Raw genomic sequence first — 15,718 nt, 5'->3', positions numbered from 1 at the left:
TAGTGTGAATTTACATTATCCACGCGTATTTCTGTAACTGCTTCTTTTTGGTTTGTTCGCGCCAGCATTATTGCCATTGCTAGAACGATTACCGTTACTTGGGCGACTATTGTTATTTGAGCGATTAGAGTTATTTGCCTTCCCTTGCTCACTGCGTTGCCCTTGACCGCTCGGCTTGTTATTGCCGTTCTGCGGTTTGCGATTCCCCGAGTTAGGCTTATTTCTGCGCGGTTTATTCGCGTTCGATTTGTCGCCTTCAGCGCGATTACCTTGCGACCTAGGCTTTGACTTCTGCTTAGCTACGTTGCTTGAATTTGGTTTAGCTTTGCTCTGCTGATTACCAGTTGCAGCTTGTTCACCATCCACTTGCTTAGGTTTTTTTGGCTTCTTAGGCTTTTTCTTTTTCAGTGGACGTGTGTCTAGCTTAGACTCTGGCACGGGGTTTTGTGGCTCAAATCCCGGCTCAATTTTACGCGGAATAAGCTCTTGAATGAGTCGTTCAATACCAAATAAATCATCGGCATCTTCATGAGTTACGAACGACACGGCCTCACCAGTTGCGCCTGCACGACCTGTACGGCCAATACGATGTACGTAATCTTCATATACGTTTGGTAAATCGAAGTTCACTACATTAGGCAGTTCTTGAATATCTAAACCTCGAGCAACAATGTCCGTTGCCACCAGAACACGCACTTCACCTTCTTTAAAACCAGAAAGGGCTTTCATACGCGCGTTTTGGCTCTTATTACCATGAATAGCTGCAGCCGCAATTTTTGCTTTTTCTAAATCGCGAACCAAACGGTTTGCACCGTGCTTAGTACGAGTAAAGACAAGCACCTGTTGCCAGTTATGTGTTTTCACTAAATGCTTAAGTAACCCAGTACGTTTACTTCTGTCTACTTCATAAACGCTTTGCTCAATGCTTTTCACTGTACTGTTCGCTGGTGCCACTGAAATCTCAACAGGATCGTTAATAAGGCCCTTCGCCAGTTCACGAATTTCATCCGAAAAAGTCGCAGAGAACATTAAGTTTTGACGATTTTTAGGAAGCAGTTTAATCACACGTTTAATGTCATGAATAAAGCCCATATCTAACATGCGATCGGCTTCGTCAAGAACGAATAACTCTAATCTGTCGAACTTAATGGCATTTTGCTGGAATAAATCCAGTAAACGACCCGGTGTTGCGACTAGTATGTCTGCACCACGACGAAGCTTCATCATTTGCGGGTTAATTTTCACCCCACCATACACAACCTGTGTCGACAGATTTAAATGCTGAGAATAAGTTTCAACATTCTGCCAAACCTGATCCGCAAGCTCACGCGTCGGTGTTAACACCAATGCACGTACTTGATTCGCTCTGGCTTTATCCCCTTTACTGAGTAGTTCAAGCATAGGCAGCGTGAAGCCAGCCGTTTTACCTGTGCCCGTTTGAGCAGCAGCCATTACATCTCTGCCCTCTAAAACGGCAGGGATAGCTTGTGCTTGAATGGGAGTTGGTTGGGTATAACCTTTGTCGGTTAAAGCTTGAAGAATATTTTGGGATAAAGCGAGATCAGAAAATTGCATATATTTACTCAAATTTGTAAGGCGATGCAGGGTACAGGATCGCAGCTAATTTAGCAAAAAGAGAATGTAGGATTATTCAAGCAGTATAGACTCTGAGCACCTGAAATCGACTTCCAAGTGCTCATTATTTCTTAAAACCAATGACGTGTTTTATTAGCAAACCAAACAAGGCTCAGCATCACAGGTACTTCGACCAATACGCCCACCACAGTTGCGAGCGCGGCGCCTGAATGCAGGCCGAACATTGAAATAGCCACAGCGACTGCCAGTTCAAAAAAGTTAGAGGTGCTGATCATACATGCCGGGGCGGCAATGTTATGAGGTAACTTCAGCTTTTTAGCAAGCCAATAAGCCAAAGCAAAAATACCGTAAGTTTGAATAAGTAGCGGAATAGCAATTAAGCCGATGACTTGCGGCTGTTCAATAATCGTTTTTGCTTGAAAGCCAAATAGTAGTACCACTGTGCCTAGCAAACCAATAATAGAAAAAGGCTTAATACCAACCAAAAAGCGGTTTAACTGCGCCTCACCCTGCTGTTTCAGTAAAAAGCGTCGAAATACAAAACCTGCAGCCAATGGGATCAAAACATACAACACGACTGAGATAATCAATGTTTCCCAAGGGACAGAAATGTCACTCACCCCAAGCAAAAGCGCGGTGATCGGCGCAAACGCAAATGCCATGATGATGTCGTTCACCGACACCTGAACAAGCGTATAGTTTGCATCCCCTTTCGTCAGTTGACTCCATACAAACACCATCGCAGTACAAGGCGCAACACCCAATAAAATCATGCCTGCGATGTATTCATTCGCACTTTGTGGGTCAACCATTGACGCGAAAAAGACTTTAAAAAACAACCAGCCTAACAAAGCCATTGTGAAAGGTTTGATGAGCCAATTAAGTACCAAAGTAAGAATGATCCCTTTTGGCTTTTTTCCGACATCTTTAATGGCAGCAAAGTCGACTTGAACCATCATAGGAAAAATCATCACCCAAATGAGCAAAGCAACAACTAAATTGACATGAAAGAACTCTAAACCTGCAACGACTGCAAAGGCGTCTGGCATAAAGTTACCTGTAATCACGCCAACTAAGATACTTAGCCCAACCCAAACCGATAAATATCGCTCAAATAGCCCCATACTTTACTCACTTTCAACTGGCTCATTCTTGTGTCAAACAGTGCCTAACAAGAACATATGAATTTTCATATATTCTAAGCCAATCAAGTTCAAATAGATATATGGAATTTCATATATCTATTTATTACCTTAAACATTAGTAGTCCGCGCGAATGAAATAATTTTGAACTAGGCAATCCAAATATCGTGTGGCTTTCACATGTTTAAACTTGAGTGGTGCTTTGAGCTCTCCAAAAAGTGGTATACCGCCTCCGAGTAAAACAGGAATAGTCGTTATGATTAACTCATCAATTAAATCATGTTGCAAAAAGCCTTGAATGGTTTTACCGCCATCAATATAAAGGTGTTTGAACCCTTGCTTATTCAAGTTTTCGACCACCTCTTTTAACTCACCTTTGACTAGAAACACCTTGCCTTTCAAGTTTTCTGGTACTTGCTGTAGCGTATTACTCAATACAAATACAGGCTTTGAATACGGCCAATCACAGTCAAAACTCAATACCACTTCTAATGTATTTCGTCCCATCACTAACGCGTCTATGTTCTGCATAAATTCAGCAAAACCACAGTCATCGCCAGTTGGATTTGGCACTTGATGTAACCAATCTACTTGGTTGTTTTTATCTGCAATAAAGCCATCGAGACTGGTTGCTATATACACCGTGTTTGTCATTACACACCTCCTTTAACTTGTATAAAACTTAAAATTTGACTAAAATTCTACATTGTAGAATTAATTATATAATTAGAGATATTTTGATGAGTGTCAAGCAAACAAAAAGAGGCCGCCCTGCACAAAAACAGTTAAGCCAAGACATTATCATCGACCAAGCAAAGCAACTCATGCTTGATAAAGGCAAACCGCCAAGCATTAGAGCTTTGGCAGCTGCATTAAATGTCGATGCCATGGCCATTTACCATTACTTTAAAAACAAAGATGCATTGCTCGAAGCTGTCACTGTGTCATTGATCAACGAAATTCATGACCCACAATCACTGCATTGGCAACAAGAGATTTACGAGTTAAGTAAAAGCTATTTAGCGATACTTGATAAATATCGCGGGCTTTTACAAACCTTACTCAGCAGTAAATTGATTGGCCCAGCCGAGGTCTTCGCAGCACGTTTCGAGCGTATAACTGAGTCACTAGATTTAAATACAGACACACAACAAACCGTGCTGCATTTGCTCGTTGATTATTTACATGGTTTTGCCCTTGCTATGGAGTGTAACCCCAACCGAGATGAACTAAACCTTGAGATGATAGAGCAACCTGTTACTTTTATCTGTAAAACAATGGCTTTAGAATAAATAACTTGATTAGGGAGAAGCTTCAATGAACACAGATATTTCAAAAATTCTAGTTGTTTGCATGGGTAACATTTGTCGCTCACCAACCGGTGAAGCTGTACTAAAACATAAAGCCAAAGAATTAGGCCTAAATCTAACCATAGACTCTGCAGGCACCATTGGTTATCACAGTGGCGAGAAACCCGATAGCCGTTCAATAAAAGCGGGTGAGAAAAGAGGCTACAGCTTTAAAGGGCAGTATTCTCGACAAGTTAAGCAAAGTGATTTTACAGAGTTTGATTTGATCTTAGCCGCTGACAAACAAAACCTAGCTGACCTACAAGCTAATTGCCCAGCTGAGTATCAGCACAAACTCAGGCTATTTTTAAGTTATGCTGACTGTGAATACGACGAAGTACCTGATCCTTACTACGGCGCAGGCGATGGGTTTGAACTGGTGCTTGACCTAATAGAGCAGGCTTCAGATAAAATTTTAGCCTCAATCTAACTTTGCTTATGACGCAAACATTACAAAAAGATTTTATTCTTCTCGTCTATTTAAAAAAACTGTGATAAAAGGCAGCTTGAAAATTTTAGACGAGTAACGTGATTGACAACTAACTCCAATTTATTCGGCAATATTGCCCAAGATCTGCAATATAATGGTTATAGCATTCAATCTTTAAGCCTTGATTTGCCATCCGTACTTGCGTTACAAGCAAGACTTGCCGAATTAGACTTTTCTGCTTTTAATCAAGCAGGTATTGGCCGTAAAGAAGATCATCAAACAGATAAAACAATCCGTCGTGATAAAATCTACTGGCTAGACCAAAGGAATGAACTTGAGTCCGTTTTTCTAAACTATATGGACGAAGTCAAAGGATACATGAACCAACGGCTATTTATGGGCCTATTTAGCTATGAGTGTCACTTTGCGCACTACCAGCCTGGAGCCTTTTATAAAAAGCACCTTGATGCCTTTAAAGGTCAAACAAATCGTGTGCTATCAACCGTTTTATATTTGAATCCAGATTGGCAGACGGGTGATGGTGGTGAGCTTGTTATTTACGACGGAAAAGATCACGAAAAAGAGCTTATCCGTGTCGCCCCAAGCTTAGGAACATTCGTCACATTTTTAAGTGATGAATTTCCTCACGAAGTTCTACCAGCTAAATCAGCAAGGTTTTCAATTGCAGGCTGGTTTAGAGTGAACAACAGTATCGGCGGGCACATTGACCCACCGCGATAACTGTTTGCTTTAAAAACTAAAATAATAGAGCGCATATAATTGCGTTCTATTATTTTCTGAACTCACTGCCCGATGCGCCTTCTTTAACAGGTACAACTTTCAGATTTATGCCGAGAACGTACTTCATTTAAGTAATACCACCCCTTTTAAATCAGAGATTTATTTTGAGGTAAAGAGCGGCTTAAACCCTCGAAATGATGGAATATTATTCACGGTTGCCACTATAACAGTGCTTTTGCGTAACTTTTTTCAAAGTTCGCCAATAAGCGCTGTAGATATCGAGCATTCATTTCATTAGGTTTAAAGCTTAAACCTTTTTCGACATTCTCAATATGCTGTTTTAATTTCGATTTATCTCTATTCCAGAATGCGATATTCCCTAAAACAAAATCGTTCCAATACATTGGTGACTCTGCGAGGTCTTCACTTTCATTTAATACTTGTTTTGCATAGTAAACCGCCTGTTTATAATCACCTGAAAACCCATACATTTGCGCTAAATGCCAAAAAAGAGAGTTCTCTTTAGAGTGATTATGATCTATATATTTCTTTATTAAAGTGGCAGCTTCAGCATAACACGCTGAGTTTACTAACAGCCTAAACCCCGCATCACTTGTTTGATCAAACTCTTTGTATGATAGGGTCAAGTCTTGACTGAGTCGCTCTTGTAAAATCTCATTACAATCGGCAGCCGCTTGAGTTGATAACAGCAATAGTGCTGTTGATAAAATTCCTGTTTTCATTCTTTTCCTTTGTAAACTTTGCTAATAATCAGATAGGTAAATTCTGTATAAACTTAATAATACAATTATCATTTCGATATTTTCGTATACGTTAGTATTCGCTTAAATAACTTTATACCCTTGCTACATTCGGACCAGACTCAGTTTTTCATGCTCTTCTGGCGCTCAATATACTGAAGTTATATGGTGAAAAACAGACTCAGTATCACAATTTGCTCGATGAGGCTGCTCAGTTCGGCGCTTTGCGATTCAAGATAAACAGAAATATATGTACATAAAAAAGCCCCAAAACTGCGTCATTCAACTCTCCAGCTAACTTACTAAAGCCCCTATTCTTCACGTTACTTCCAATCCTCTTAATAAAGAGGCTATTATTCTAGATTGGTAAAACTATTTAACAATGATAAGAGCGCTTGCTGACTTTGAGACGGTGTTTTACCAGCTGTATCGAGGGTAATATCAACAGTCAGCCAAGGTTGATACTCTCTAGAAACGACACTGTGCCATGATGGAAGGTTCAGATTAGGAATATCAGATATTCTATTTTCTACGCGCTCACGATGTTCGAGTTTATCAGAACACACAATTTCAATTTCTTTGTATGTGGTAGCAGCATTTTTCGCAACGTTAACCCAAGCTTGCCGAGACTCCGAGATCAAGTTTGTAGAGTCAGCAACAACAGAAAGACCAATTTTCAAATTCTCTAGAGCCAACGCAAATGCGACTCGATAACCTTCATCGTAAAGTTGACTTAATCCACACTCTTTTAAAGATTGTTCAATAGTATCAACACGGATATAAACCGCTCCTATTGCAGAGGCTAACCCTTTTGCAAGCTCTGTTTTTCCTGTTCCTGGCAAACCGCCGAAAATATATAACATATTATTATTCTTATAAATTATTATTTTAAATTACGATTAATACCCGTACATACTCTTAATTAAGTGAGTATTGAGATTTGCAATAAAGCCCATGCGCTGTAAATAACTCACAGCTAATGATGATTGTACTGTTCAGAGTATTTAATATGCTTTAATTAGTTGAGGAAAACATAAAAACCGAGTTGAAGACTAAACTTAAATCGATATTGTTAAAACTCAAAAATAAGTTTCACTTTGTCTAATTATTTACCAAAGGCCGATTAAAATAACTTAGGCTTTAGCTTAACAGAGTGCACGCTTTCCCCTTGAATTCTAAAAAAGTCACAATTAATTTCGACATAACTTACTTCGTTTGGCTGCAAGGTTATGTCTGTACCACTGCCGACACATTTACCAATAAACTTACCATTTGAATCAAATGTAGACGCAACAACACCGACAGCATATAGGTTTTCGTTCGAGATATTTTTCAACTCAGCAGTTATCTTCACCTCACCATTTTCTTTAAAGATCTCCGATAATGCCACCTCAAAACTCGGTGCCAATTCACTTACTGAAGTTATTGCATTCAGCCTTATACTGTCTTTAAAGCCTTTATCAACCGAAGCTGCCATTTTTAAAGTATAAACAGTAGCGACCCCAATAACCGAAACTGCAAAACCAAGCCCCCAAAAAAAGCCTCTAATTATTTCTTCAAAATTTTTAGAAGACATACATCTTTCCTTTATTAAAATTATTTTTATTATCTTTCCACTTAATAGCTTCCGCTAAGCCAAACGACTTCATTCACCTCGAACTTACCCACCTTGTTTATGGCTTCATCCAGAAGCTATACCTAACATAAAACAAAAAAGTGCCCAGCCAAATACCTGAAAAGGTGCGCGTGATTGTTATTCTTTTCCCTTATTTTGGCTTTCACTTGGTTCGAAAGTATTCAAATATTCACCAACTCGACCACCAAACAAGGATGGTGAGTCATCATGTATTTTACGCCTAACGTAAGCGCAAGACTCTGTAATTCTCTCAGTTTTTTCAAATCGCCATAGCGCAGAATCAGTATTATTTATAATTTCCTTCAAGGGTAGTTTACTGATAATCACTGCATTATTTATGAGCTTTTTGTTACTTAAGTACCATTTGTTGATTTCTTCTCTGGTCGCCTCATCACAATATTTTTTCAAAGATAATATGTAACTAAAAACCTGACGAGCCCTGAGTGCAGCATCTTTATGTGAGCAAACACCATCCCGCCTCTGCTGACCCTCAGGTACAGCTGAACAAGGCTCTACAGCTAAAATATTAAAAGAAAGGAGTAAAAGTACAGTGAGCGATAAAGTCTTTATCAGCATCTGATCCTTACCTAATCAACATAAAAAAACAGGCTAAACCAAGTAAAGTAGCGACACAAGCCACTGTTTACTACGCTTTTATAAACATTTTTTGTATTTATTTATCATCAGAATCTTGATTGTTACTTGGTAAGTCATTACAGACCTGACAATTAATGCTTTTGCGATAATTGTAAAATCGCCTAATCGCAAAAATGGTTACTGAAATAAGTGCCCACATTATCCCGAATTCAATAGAATACTCTAAACTTCGCCCTTTAAGATATTGAACGCCCGCTAACAAAACAAAAATAATGGGCAGAGCAATGGTGTATTGAGCAATCCATTTTCTTATCGGCATAAAGATCCCTGCGGTTCTGTAGTAGAAGAAGTAAACTGATAATTTCAATAACAATTATGCTTAGTTAACCGGTAAAATTGAATAAGCTAAAACCGAGCGAAGTGACCAAGCTTATTCATTTTGTCCCGTTTGGTGCTTAGTTATGTTTTTACACAACAGACTTGTCATAACACACTAACTCTACAACATTTTTCTCCGGATCTCTTATGTATATCGATCTCCACTGACACCAAGAGTGTTCGGCAGTTTGTACTTCGCAACCAGCATTTTCTAACCTTGTTTTCTCGGTTAAATAATCTTCAGATGAAATTTCTAATGCAAAATGGTGCAGACTTGAACATGCAGGTTCAACAGTTGATATGTTGTCATTTACAAATGCTCTTGGTAACTCTTCAGCAAATAAACCGATTACTTGAGTATGGCCACCAAAGCCATCTGCAATTTTAAAAAAGGCTACTTTAGGAAATTCTTTAATCAGTTCAAGACCAATAATGTTGGAATAGAACTCTTTCATTCTATCTAGGTCGCGCACTCTTAGTACCGTTTCTCCTAATCCTTTAATTGCAGGGTTCATAAATTTCTCCTTAAAAAATACTCGCCGCAAACAAGCGGCTAAAAATAGTTAACTAGAGTGAACGATGCAGGAGCAAAATCAACTGTTTTTTGTCCTGATTAATTAGCTTCTGATCGCTCTTTTAAACACTCTTGTTTATATTTATCAATTTTCTCCAAAACGAACTTATGGAGAACATTATTGCCAGTAAAAAACTCAAATGGCAGTTTATCTCGTCTTTCCATGGTGTACTCGACGCTATCACGTTCAGCTACGTAAGTAGCTTTATTCTGGTTGACTGATTGAATGATATAGTTAAATTTTGGCGGATTGCAATCAGGTAAGCTCTTAATACTTGTAGCACTTGCATACACTATAAAATCAGTCCAGAATTTATTATCACACTGCCCCCAAACACCATAATTATGTAACCACCTTTTCATAACACCATCTTGGTAATATTCATGTCGAGAGAAATAATATCCATCTTCACTTCTGACGGTATATATCTTCCGGTGCTCAGTAGAAGTGATATTTTCTCCTATCCATATTCCAGTCATATCAAGGTCATTGCTATATGATTGACAAGAAAATAAAAGGACTATCGTTGTAATAACTATTTTGGTGATTCTCATCCAGACTCCACTTAAAATATTACGCCTCGCTTAACTTGCTAAAAATAGCGACAAAGGAGCTCAAACCTGCTGTTTTGCGTCCTTTGGTTAAAGCGTTTGTTAGGTTACCAATGCTCCAGACAATGTAGACCTACTTTCTCAGCATAAGACTCAATGATGGGTCTAACACTCAGATCTTTTAAATAAAACACATTTGTGTCGTCATAACCTTCGAAATAGACCGCATTTAATCTAGGAAGAATAACTTGATACATACCCATATCAGTTTGCCGCAAATACATAGATTGCGCATGTTCTGATAGGAATGATTTAAACTTGGGTTTGTCACCTTTTAAACCGCGAAAGCTAAAGGTTAATATTTCTGTTTGCTCAGATAACAATTGATTAAAGCTCTCAAATATTGAAGCTCTTCTCACAATTTCGCTTGCGTCAAGATCACCTAATAACTCCATTGCTTCGTCACGATTAAGCCAATGATCAAAAATAGAGACAGCTAAATAAGTATACTCTTTCGTTTCGTTAACTTTAGCTAAATCTATCAGCTTTGGAAATTGCTTCTCCAATGCTTTTTGACGTTGTTTGCTCACATTTAAAAACTTACGCATAACTACAAAGGTAACCTAACGACCGATTAACGGGTAAAAAATTGTGGGCTAAAATTGAGCGAAGCGAATAGCCCGCAAGTTTTTTATCCCTGTTGAATTGCTTGAATGGATAATACAGCCATCTTGTTATGCGTATTATCCCACAAGTACCAGACTGAGTTTTTCACTCTCTGCTGGAGCTTCAAAATACTGAGTCACGTGATGAAATACAGCTTCTGTGTCAAACATAGCCCTTTCAGGTTGTTCTACTCGGCGCTTAGCAATTTGGGATAAACATTGCTTATCTGTTAAGTCTAAATACCAAAGCTCATGTTCACTATCTACTTCAACACACAGTGACACGAACCAAGCTCTTTGCTTAATAGTATTCGCTGGAAAGTCCATCACAACGTTAACCCCAACATTCAACAAACTTTGAACATGAATTTTAATGAAAGGCTTAATGATGTTTGAGTACTTAATGTAGTCGTCAAATGTTTGAATTTGCGAAGGATAATGAGCTGACAACCAATCGTCTTCTGAAATTAGGACTGCATTATTTTCAGCAGCCACCACCTTAGATTTAGTCGATTTTCCTGCTCCCATCTTGCCACAGAAGAAGAACAGCTTTCCCTGATTTTCCATGTTTCCTCCATATACACATAACGCTTGCCGTAAACGGCACAAAATAGCAGGCTAAAATTTGCGACGAAGGAGCACAGCCTGCTGTTTTGTGTCATTGGTTTAACGGCCTTGTTATAAGTACGTTATTTTCCAGCTTTTCCTGCCTCTAAAATTGGGAGCCCAGCCTCTGTTGGAATGTAAATACGCTCTCCATTACCATCTTGTAGCCCTTTTATCCAAACATAACGCAGATAAGCTTCGTTACCTTTAAGCGATTCGCCAATAATCTTATTAGCTTCAGCGGCAGCTTTTGCGCGTTCGATATCAGCTTGACCTTCAGCTTTGGCTTGGACTATTTTCGCTTCACCTTCCGCTTGAGCCAGAGTAACTCGAGCCTTAGCTTGCATTAAAGCGGCCTGCTCTCTAGCTTTAGCTTCTTCAATTAGAATTTGCTTACTCCATTCAGCTTCTTTCAGAGCAGCAATACCATTCATTTCGAGCTTATAAACCTTGTACTTTGGCCACGCCCAAAGCGCTAGGACAATTAGGATTACAAAAAATAATACTGTGGCAACAAGGCCGCCAAATGCGATTGCATTTCTATTTGGATGCACGATTTCTCCTAGTACTAACGCCTCAAATCACCGGCAGAAAAAAGCAGAGCGAGGAACAAGCCGCGCTTTTTACTGTCCGAGTGCATGTGATTGTTAGCAGTTTACACAACTCTTCTAATAATTGGAGCTCTGTATATCAAATATACCACGCCTGCTGACATGGCAAATACTGCAAAGGTAATTATTGGAACGGAAGCTATTGGGTGAAAACTTCCTGCACCATACTGCAGGAAGTTAATTGTTTCCAATATTGCAGGGTGAACTAAATATATACCTAAAGTGAGTGTTGAGAGTTGTTTTGTGAAATAAGCACTAATAAGAGGTTTGCTCCATGTCAATTAGTATATACATAATACTAATTGACATGGGAATTACAGTTATACTCAAATAGCCATAAAAATATAAACCAACATCCAAACTAGAGTTTATTGCCATAATGTAGAAGCCAACAAATGTAAATATTATGGAAATTATAAAAACAAGCCACAAAATACTTTTTTTGGGATTGCGATTATCTTGGCGTATAAGGTAGCCAAGAAAGAAGAATGGAATATACAGAAGGAACCAATTGATGAATAGTTTTGACCCACCTGAGAAGAACTTACCATAGGCGTAGTTGAGTATTGATATTACGAACGAGATAAAAATTAATACCGAAAGCTCCCTTTTACTTGAATGCGTCACGATTTTTCGAAAGAATGGCGTAAACAAATATAAACTGATAATCATGTACAGAAACCACATGTGATAATGAGGTTTTCCGGTCAGTAGCTTTTTTAACAAATCTACTACTGTTAGCTCGTTGCCTTTCATTACTCCTTTTAAAAACGCCCACGCCAAAAAGAAAGCCGACCAGAACATAATTGGAACTAGTATCCTTGAAAGCCGTTTTGTATAGAAAGTTGCCAAATCTTCTTGTTTGGCTGGGTCGAGCAATAGTGCTCCACTTATCATCACAAAAACAGGAACACACCACCTGACAGCAGAATCGTACACATTGCCGACCCACCAGTATTCTGTTCCCACATCATTTCCTGTCACAATCCCTGCTGATACGTGTAGTAAAACAACAGCATAGATTGCGATTATTCTGGAATTATCCAACCAAATCATTTGATTTCCTTTTTACGGCTAACGCCTCGCTTAACCGGCGCAAAATAGCAGGCTAAAATTAGCGACGAAGGAACGCAAGCCTGCTATTTTGCGTCCCTTTGGTTGAGGCAATTGTTAGCCGACAAAACTTTACCTAAGTAAAAACACCTGCCGACATGTACCCAATTTATTCTTATGTAAGTACTTTAACTGATTAAATAAAACCTGAAAACACTTGAGTTTGGATTTTGTACTTTAGTAAGTTGAACACCAGCTAAATGGAACATCGAAACAAACCAATAATTGAGAAAATAGTACTGGGCGTACGCCCTTAAACCTTAGCGCAGGATTATCGAGTATGGATTGGCTGCTAACGCCTCAAGCAGCGGTGAGAGCATTGGCGGGCTTTTTGCCCGCGTAGCGGGTGAGAAAAAAGCGCACCAATGTTACGAATCCGACTGACTTGACTTGTTAGCTATCATTGCTCATAAAAATGTGGATTATCTAAGTAATTTTGTCTAATAGGATCATGGATGTGCTGCATAAAAGCTGGGTTGTAACATATAGGAAGCTTTTTATGCTGAACAGGAAAATCATTGTTATTTTGATCAATTTCAAAAACCTCCATATTGCAAACATCACCTCCAAAACCATGTACAATTTTGTAATTCATCCCAGATTTCGGCAAAAAAGAGACGTGTGGCGCACAAAATTCAAGTTTTAAATTTCCACCTTCAATTCCAGTCGGGAACGGGTAGACCATTTGTATACGGAAAGGTTTCTCTGCTTCAATGTCTAGATTTACGCTTTGAACATGCTTTCCTTTATCTGCAAAAGCGCTAACAAGAGAAATATTGTTTAAATTAGCAAGAGAAATTGCTCTTTTACTAGAACACTCATATCCAACCATATCGCCCTCATAGTAATTCACCCATAAATTACCGGGTTCTTTGTAGAGCGTCTTTATGGTCAAATTTGCTTTGGGGCTTGTTTCAGGAACGCTGTATGTAACAACCGTACAACCAGACAAACTTAAAAACAAAGAGAAAGGTAAATATTTTACTTTACTACTTATCAAAGTTACTCCTTTTTCTAACGAAAAGTGATAGCTAACGCCGTTGTAACCGGCAAAAAATTGTTGGCTAAAATGTGAAGCGAAGCGTAACAGCCAACAGTTTTTTGGCCGCGTTGAGGACCTTGTTATGCGTTGACACACAAAATTAAATGCGCTCGCGCCTGCACCAATAAGCCAAACTTTAAATTAAAAAACATTCACCGAACCCGAAATTGCAAAGAAGCGTTCGACTGGTGAATGACCTTCCTGGTCACAGCTTAAATTGAAAAACGAAAAGCCAAGACCAACTTAAAACTTAATTACGCCACTGTACCTAAAAGCTGATTTGAAGGAAAGACTTGAAGTAAAAACCGTTTTAAAGACAGCAATTTAAAGTGACGCATAACGCTGCCATCACCAGTAACTGACCAGAGTGCATTTTGTGCTAAACTGGCGCTTGCGCCAAGCACAAAAGGCGCATCGGGAAGGCATCTGGTGGATGGTTTTGTTAGGTTTGTTCACAGCGGCTTGGGGTCTAGTTTGGTTTAAATCCCCTTGAAGGCCATGATTCACTCAACATGTATATATAGCCCTGCGCCACTATCACTCTGAGTCCGCTCCAAGGTTAGGCCAAAATCCTTAAACATATTATCGATAACCTTCACTATCTCATCGAATGCGTCAAAGCTTTCAACCAACCCTTGTTCATATAACTCTGTCACAACTCTAAAGCTGATTCCCAATTCATGGAGCGTATCTGATAACTTGCTTTCCTTAAGGCTTTTAGTTAGTTCGGGGAAGTTGCCAGCCAAGTCAATACCGAAAGCATCAACAAATCCGAAAGCGTACGCATACGAGTTGGAAATGAGCTTAATCCTGGCTTTTACAGCTATGTACATTTCATCAAGAAGAACTAGGCGACACTTATATTTGAAGACCAATGACTCTATTTCACTTGGAACTTCCATGATTATCGTATTTAGCTGTTCAAGAAATAGGTGAATAGTTTCATCAGGTGCTGACGGCGCCGACTTTAGGTTAGCCAAATATTCTGACCAAGATCTTGTAGCTGACATTAATAGAGCATCATCATAGTCATCTATTAAAAAAGATGCATTTAATTGGGTCAAAACATTCTTTTCGTGAACATGAATTAACTCATGATGAATTCGGTGTAAGACAACAGATATATTGTCATCTCTAATCTCACACTTATGGTCACTGTTGAACCATTCAAAGAAGAAGTCAACCCCAAGTACAAGTGTAAACTCTTCATTAGCTCCTTTCGTTACCAACTGCGCTATAGCTGTAGCTTGTTTTGAGTCAGTAAATGACGAAGGTGAAATATGGCCATATTCCTCTGTCACTTTCTTCAGTGCGCTGGCAAAATCGTTAGTGATCAAGATTCTCTTTAAACCAGTTAAATCAAGCTGGTTCTGTTTATCTAAAGCCCGAACAGCACTCATCACGGCATTACCCAAAGAATTTGCATCGGTTTCACTAGCAAACCCTTCAAGCGAAATCATAAGATCTTGTTCCATCGCCTTTTCTCCTAAGAACCTAACGCTTAGCTAACAGGCAAAATTAAATAAGCTAAAATCAAGCGAAGCGATGAGCTTATTTAATTTTGTCCTAGTTTAGCGCTTTGTTATATGCAAATTACACCACACTATCACCTGTATTATTCTGATTAATATCGTTTTTTAAAACCAAAATGGCAAGGTAAATCAAACCTAGTGGAGGGATAAATGATAATAAAAAGCCAATTAAAGTGGCTATTATAGGTGTGTTAGTTTTACGTTTTCCTAAATAATAACTTAAGATGCCAATAACAATTACAGAGATAAATATTATCTCTCCAATTAGTGTTGCATTGATATTCATGCTTAACTCTCCTTTTGCATATAACGCCCGATTAACGGGTAAAAAATTGTGGGCTAAAATTGAGCGAAGCGAATAGCCCGCAAGTTTTTTATCCCTGTTGAATTGC

General features: G+C 38.8%; 20 protein-coding genes. 3 read left to right on the top strand and 17 right to left on the bottom strand.

Going from position 1 to position 15,718, the window contains the following annotated elements; translation table 11 throughout:
* Positions 1 to 15 precede the first annotated feature (15 nt).
* From ACH784_RS18405 to ACH784_RS18395, 3 genes are all read right to left on the bottom strand, one after another.
* Positions 16 to 1,575: a DEAD/DEAH box helicase gene (locus tag ACH784_RS18405; RefSeq protein WP_404396334.1), complete on the bottom strand. Its 1,560-nt coding sequence runs from the start codon at positions 1,573 to 1,575 to the stop codon at positions 16 to 18.
* Positions 1,576 to 1,706: 131 nt separating this feature from the next.
* Complete coding sequence (gene arsB / locus ACH784_RS18400; RefSeq protein WP_404396331.1) at positions 1,707 to 2,720, bottom strand: ACR3 family arsenite efflux transporter; 1,014 nt, start codon at positions 2,718 to 2,720, stop codon at positions 1,707 to 1,709.
* Between the two features lie 136 nt (positions 2,721 to 2,856).
* Positions 2,857 to 3,393: a dihydrofolate reductase family protein gene (locus ACH784_RS18395; RefSeq protein ID WP_404396330.1), complete on the bottom strand. Its 537-nt coding sequence runs from the start codon at positions 3,391 to 3,393 to the stop codon at positions 2,857 to 2,859.
* 86 nt (positions 3,394 to 3,479) lie between these two features.
* Between ACH784_RS18395 and ACH784_RS18390 the strand changes: the two genes are divergently transcribed.
* The 3 genes from ACH784_RS18390 to ACH784_RS18380 all read left to right on the top strand — a co-directional run bounded on the left by ACH784_RS18390 (position 3,480) and on the right by ACH784_RS18380 (position 5,259).
* Positions 3,480 to 4,031 (top strand): TetR/AcrR family transcriptional regulator, encoded by a 552-nt coding sequence (locus tag ACH784_RS18390; protein ID WP_404396327.1) that lies wholly within the window; start codon positions 3,480 to 3,482, stop codon positions 4,029 to 4,031.
* A gap of 37 nt (positions 4,032 to 4,068) precedes the next feature.
* On the top strand, positions 4,069 to 4,518 hold the full coding sequence (locus ACH784_RS18385) for a low molecular weight protein-tyrosine-phosphatase (RefSeq protein ID WP_404396973.1): 450 nt from the start codon (positions 4,069 to 4,071) through the stop codon (positions 4,516 to 4,518).
* 102 nt (positions 4,519 to 4,620) lie between these two features.
* The gene (locus ACH784_RS18380; RefSeq protein WP_404396325.1) at positions 4,621 to 5,259 is read left to right on the top strand and encodes a 2OG-Fe(II) oxygenase; all 639 of its coding nucleotides are present in this window, start codon (positions 4,621 to 4,623) and stop codon (positions 5,257 to 5,259) included.
* 221 nt (positions 5,260 to 5,480) lie between these two features.
* On the opposite strand, the gene ACH784_RS18375 is transcribed toward ACH784_RS18380, so the two are convergent.
* The 14 genes from ACH784_RS18375 to ACH784_RS18310 all read right to left on the bottom strand — a co-directional run bounded on the left by ACH784_RS18375 (position 5,481) and on the right by ACH784_RS18310 (position 15,612).
* A complete protein-coding gene (locus ACH784_RS18375) occupies positions 5,481 to 6,002 on the bottom strand; it encodes a hypothetical protein (protein ID WP_404396322.1) in 522 nt (173 codons plus the stop codon).
* 371 nt (positions 6,003 to 6,373) lie between these two features.
* Positions 6,374 to 6,883: an AAA family ATPase gene (locus ACH784_RS18370; RefSeq protein WP_404396320.1), complete on the bottom strand. Its 510-nt coding sequence runs from the start codon at positions 6,881 to 6,883 to the stop codon at positions 6,374 to 6,376.
* Between the two features lie 260 nt (positions 6,884 to 7,143).
* The gene (locus ACH784_RS18365) at positions 7,144 to 7,596 is read right to left on the bottom strand and encodes an FxLYD domain-containing protein (RefSeq protein ID WP_404396318.1); all 453 of its coding nucleotides are present in this window, start codon (positions 7,594 to 7,596) and stop codon (positions 7,144 to 7,146) included.
* Positions 7,597 to 7,773: 177 nt separating this feature from the next.
* Positions 7,774 to 8,232: a hypothetical protein gene (locus ACH784_RS18360; RefSeq protein ID WP_404396317.1), complete on the bottom strand. Its 459-nt coding sequence runs from the start codon at positions 8,230 to 8,232 to the stop codon at positions 7,774 to 7,776.
* A gap of 97 nt (positions 8,233 to 8,329) precedes the next feature.
* Positions 8,330 to 8,572: a hypothetical protein gene (locus ACH784_RS18355; protein WP_404396315.1), complete on the bottom strand. Its 243-nt coding sequence runs from the start codon at positions 8,570 to 8,572 to the stop codon at positions 8,330 to 8,332.
* Between the two features lie 148 nt (positions 8,573 to 8,720).
* On the bottom strand, positions 8,721 to 9,146 hold the full coding sequence (locus ACH784_RS18350) for a VOC family protein (protein WP_404396312.1): 426 nt from the start codon (positions 9,144 to 9,146) through the stop codon (positions 8,721 to 8,723).
* A gap of 98 nt (positions 9,147 to 9,244) precedes the next feature.
* On the bottom strand, positions 9,245 to 9,760 hold the full coding sequence (locus ACH784_RS18345) for a hypothetical protein (protein ID WP_404396310.1): 516 nt from the start codon (positions 9,758 to 9,760) through the stop codon (positions 9,245 to 9,247).
* A 104-nt stretch (positions 9,761 to 9,864) separates the two neighbouring features.
* Entirely contained in the window at positions 9,865 to 10,365 is a 501-nt protein-coding gene (locus ACH784_RS18340) for a hypothetical protein (protein WP_404396307.1), read from the bottom strand.
* Between the two features lie 135 nt (positions 10,366 to 10,500).
* The gene (locus ACH784_RS18335) at positions 10,501 to 10,989 is read right to left on the bottom strand and encodes an AAA family ATPase (RefSeq protein WP_404396304.1); all 489 of its coding nucleotides are present in this window, start codon (positions 10,987 to 10,989) and stop codon (positions 10,501 to 10,503) included.
* Between the two features lie 122 nt (positions 10,990 to 11,111).
* On the bottom strand, positions 11,112 to 11,582 hold the full coding sequence (locus ACH784_RS18330; protein WP_404396302.1) for a hypothetical protein: 471 nt from the start codon (positions 11,580 to 11,582) through the stop codon (positions 11,112 to 11,114).
* Between the two features lie 312 nt (positions 11,583 to 11,894).
* Complete coding sequence (locus tag ACH784_RS18325; RefSeq protein ID WP_404396300.1) at positions 11,895 to 12,695, bottom strand: acyltransferase; 801 nt, start codon at positions 12,693 to 12,695, stop codon at positions 11,895 to 11,897.
* A gap of 457 nt (positions 12,696 to 13,152) precedes the next feature.
* Entirely contained in the window at positions 13,153 to 13,752 is a 600-nt protein-coding gene (locus ACH784_RS18320; RefSeq protein WP_404396298.1) for a hypothetical protein, read from the bottom strand.
* Positions 13,753 to 14,297: 545 nt separating this feature from the next.
* A complete protein-coding gene (locus ACH784_RS18315; protein ID WP_404396295.1) occupies positions 14,298 to 15,269 on the bottom strand; it encodes a hypothetical protein in 972 nt (323 codons plus the stop codon).
* A 118-nt stretch (positions 15,270 to 15,387) separates the two neighbouring features.
* Entirely contained in the window at positions 15,388 to 15,612 is a 225-nt protein-coding gene (locus ACH784_RS18310) for a hypothetical protein (protein ID WP_404396263.1), read from the bottom strand.
* Positions 15,613 to 15,718 lie beyond the last annotated feature (106 nt).

The organism is Pseudoalteromonas phenolica (assembly GCF_044788725.1).
GTDB classification, from domain to species: Bacteria; Pseudomonadota; Gammaproteobacteria; order Enterobacterales; family Alteromonadaceae; genus Pseudoalteromonas; species Pseudoalteromonas phenolica_C.
This window is presented reverse-complemented; position numbering and strand designations above follow the sequence as displayed.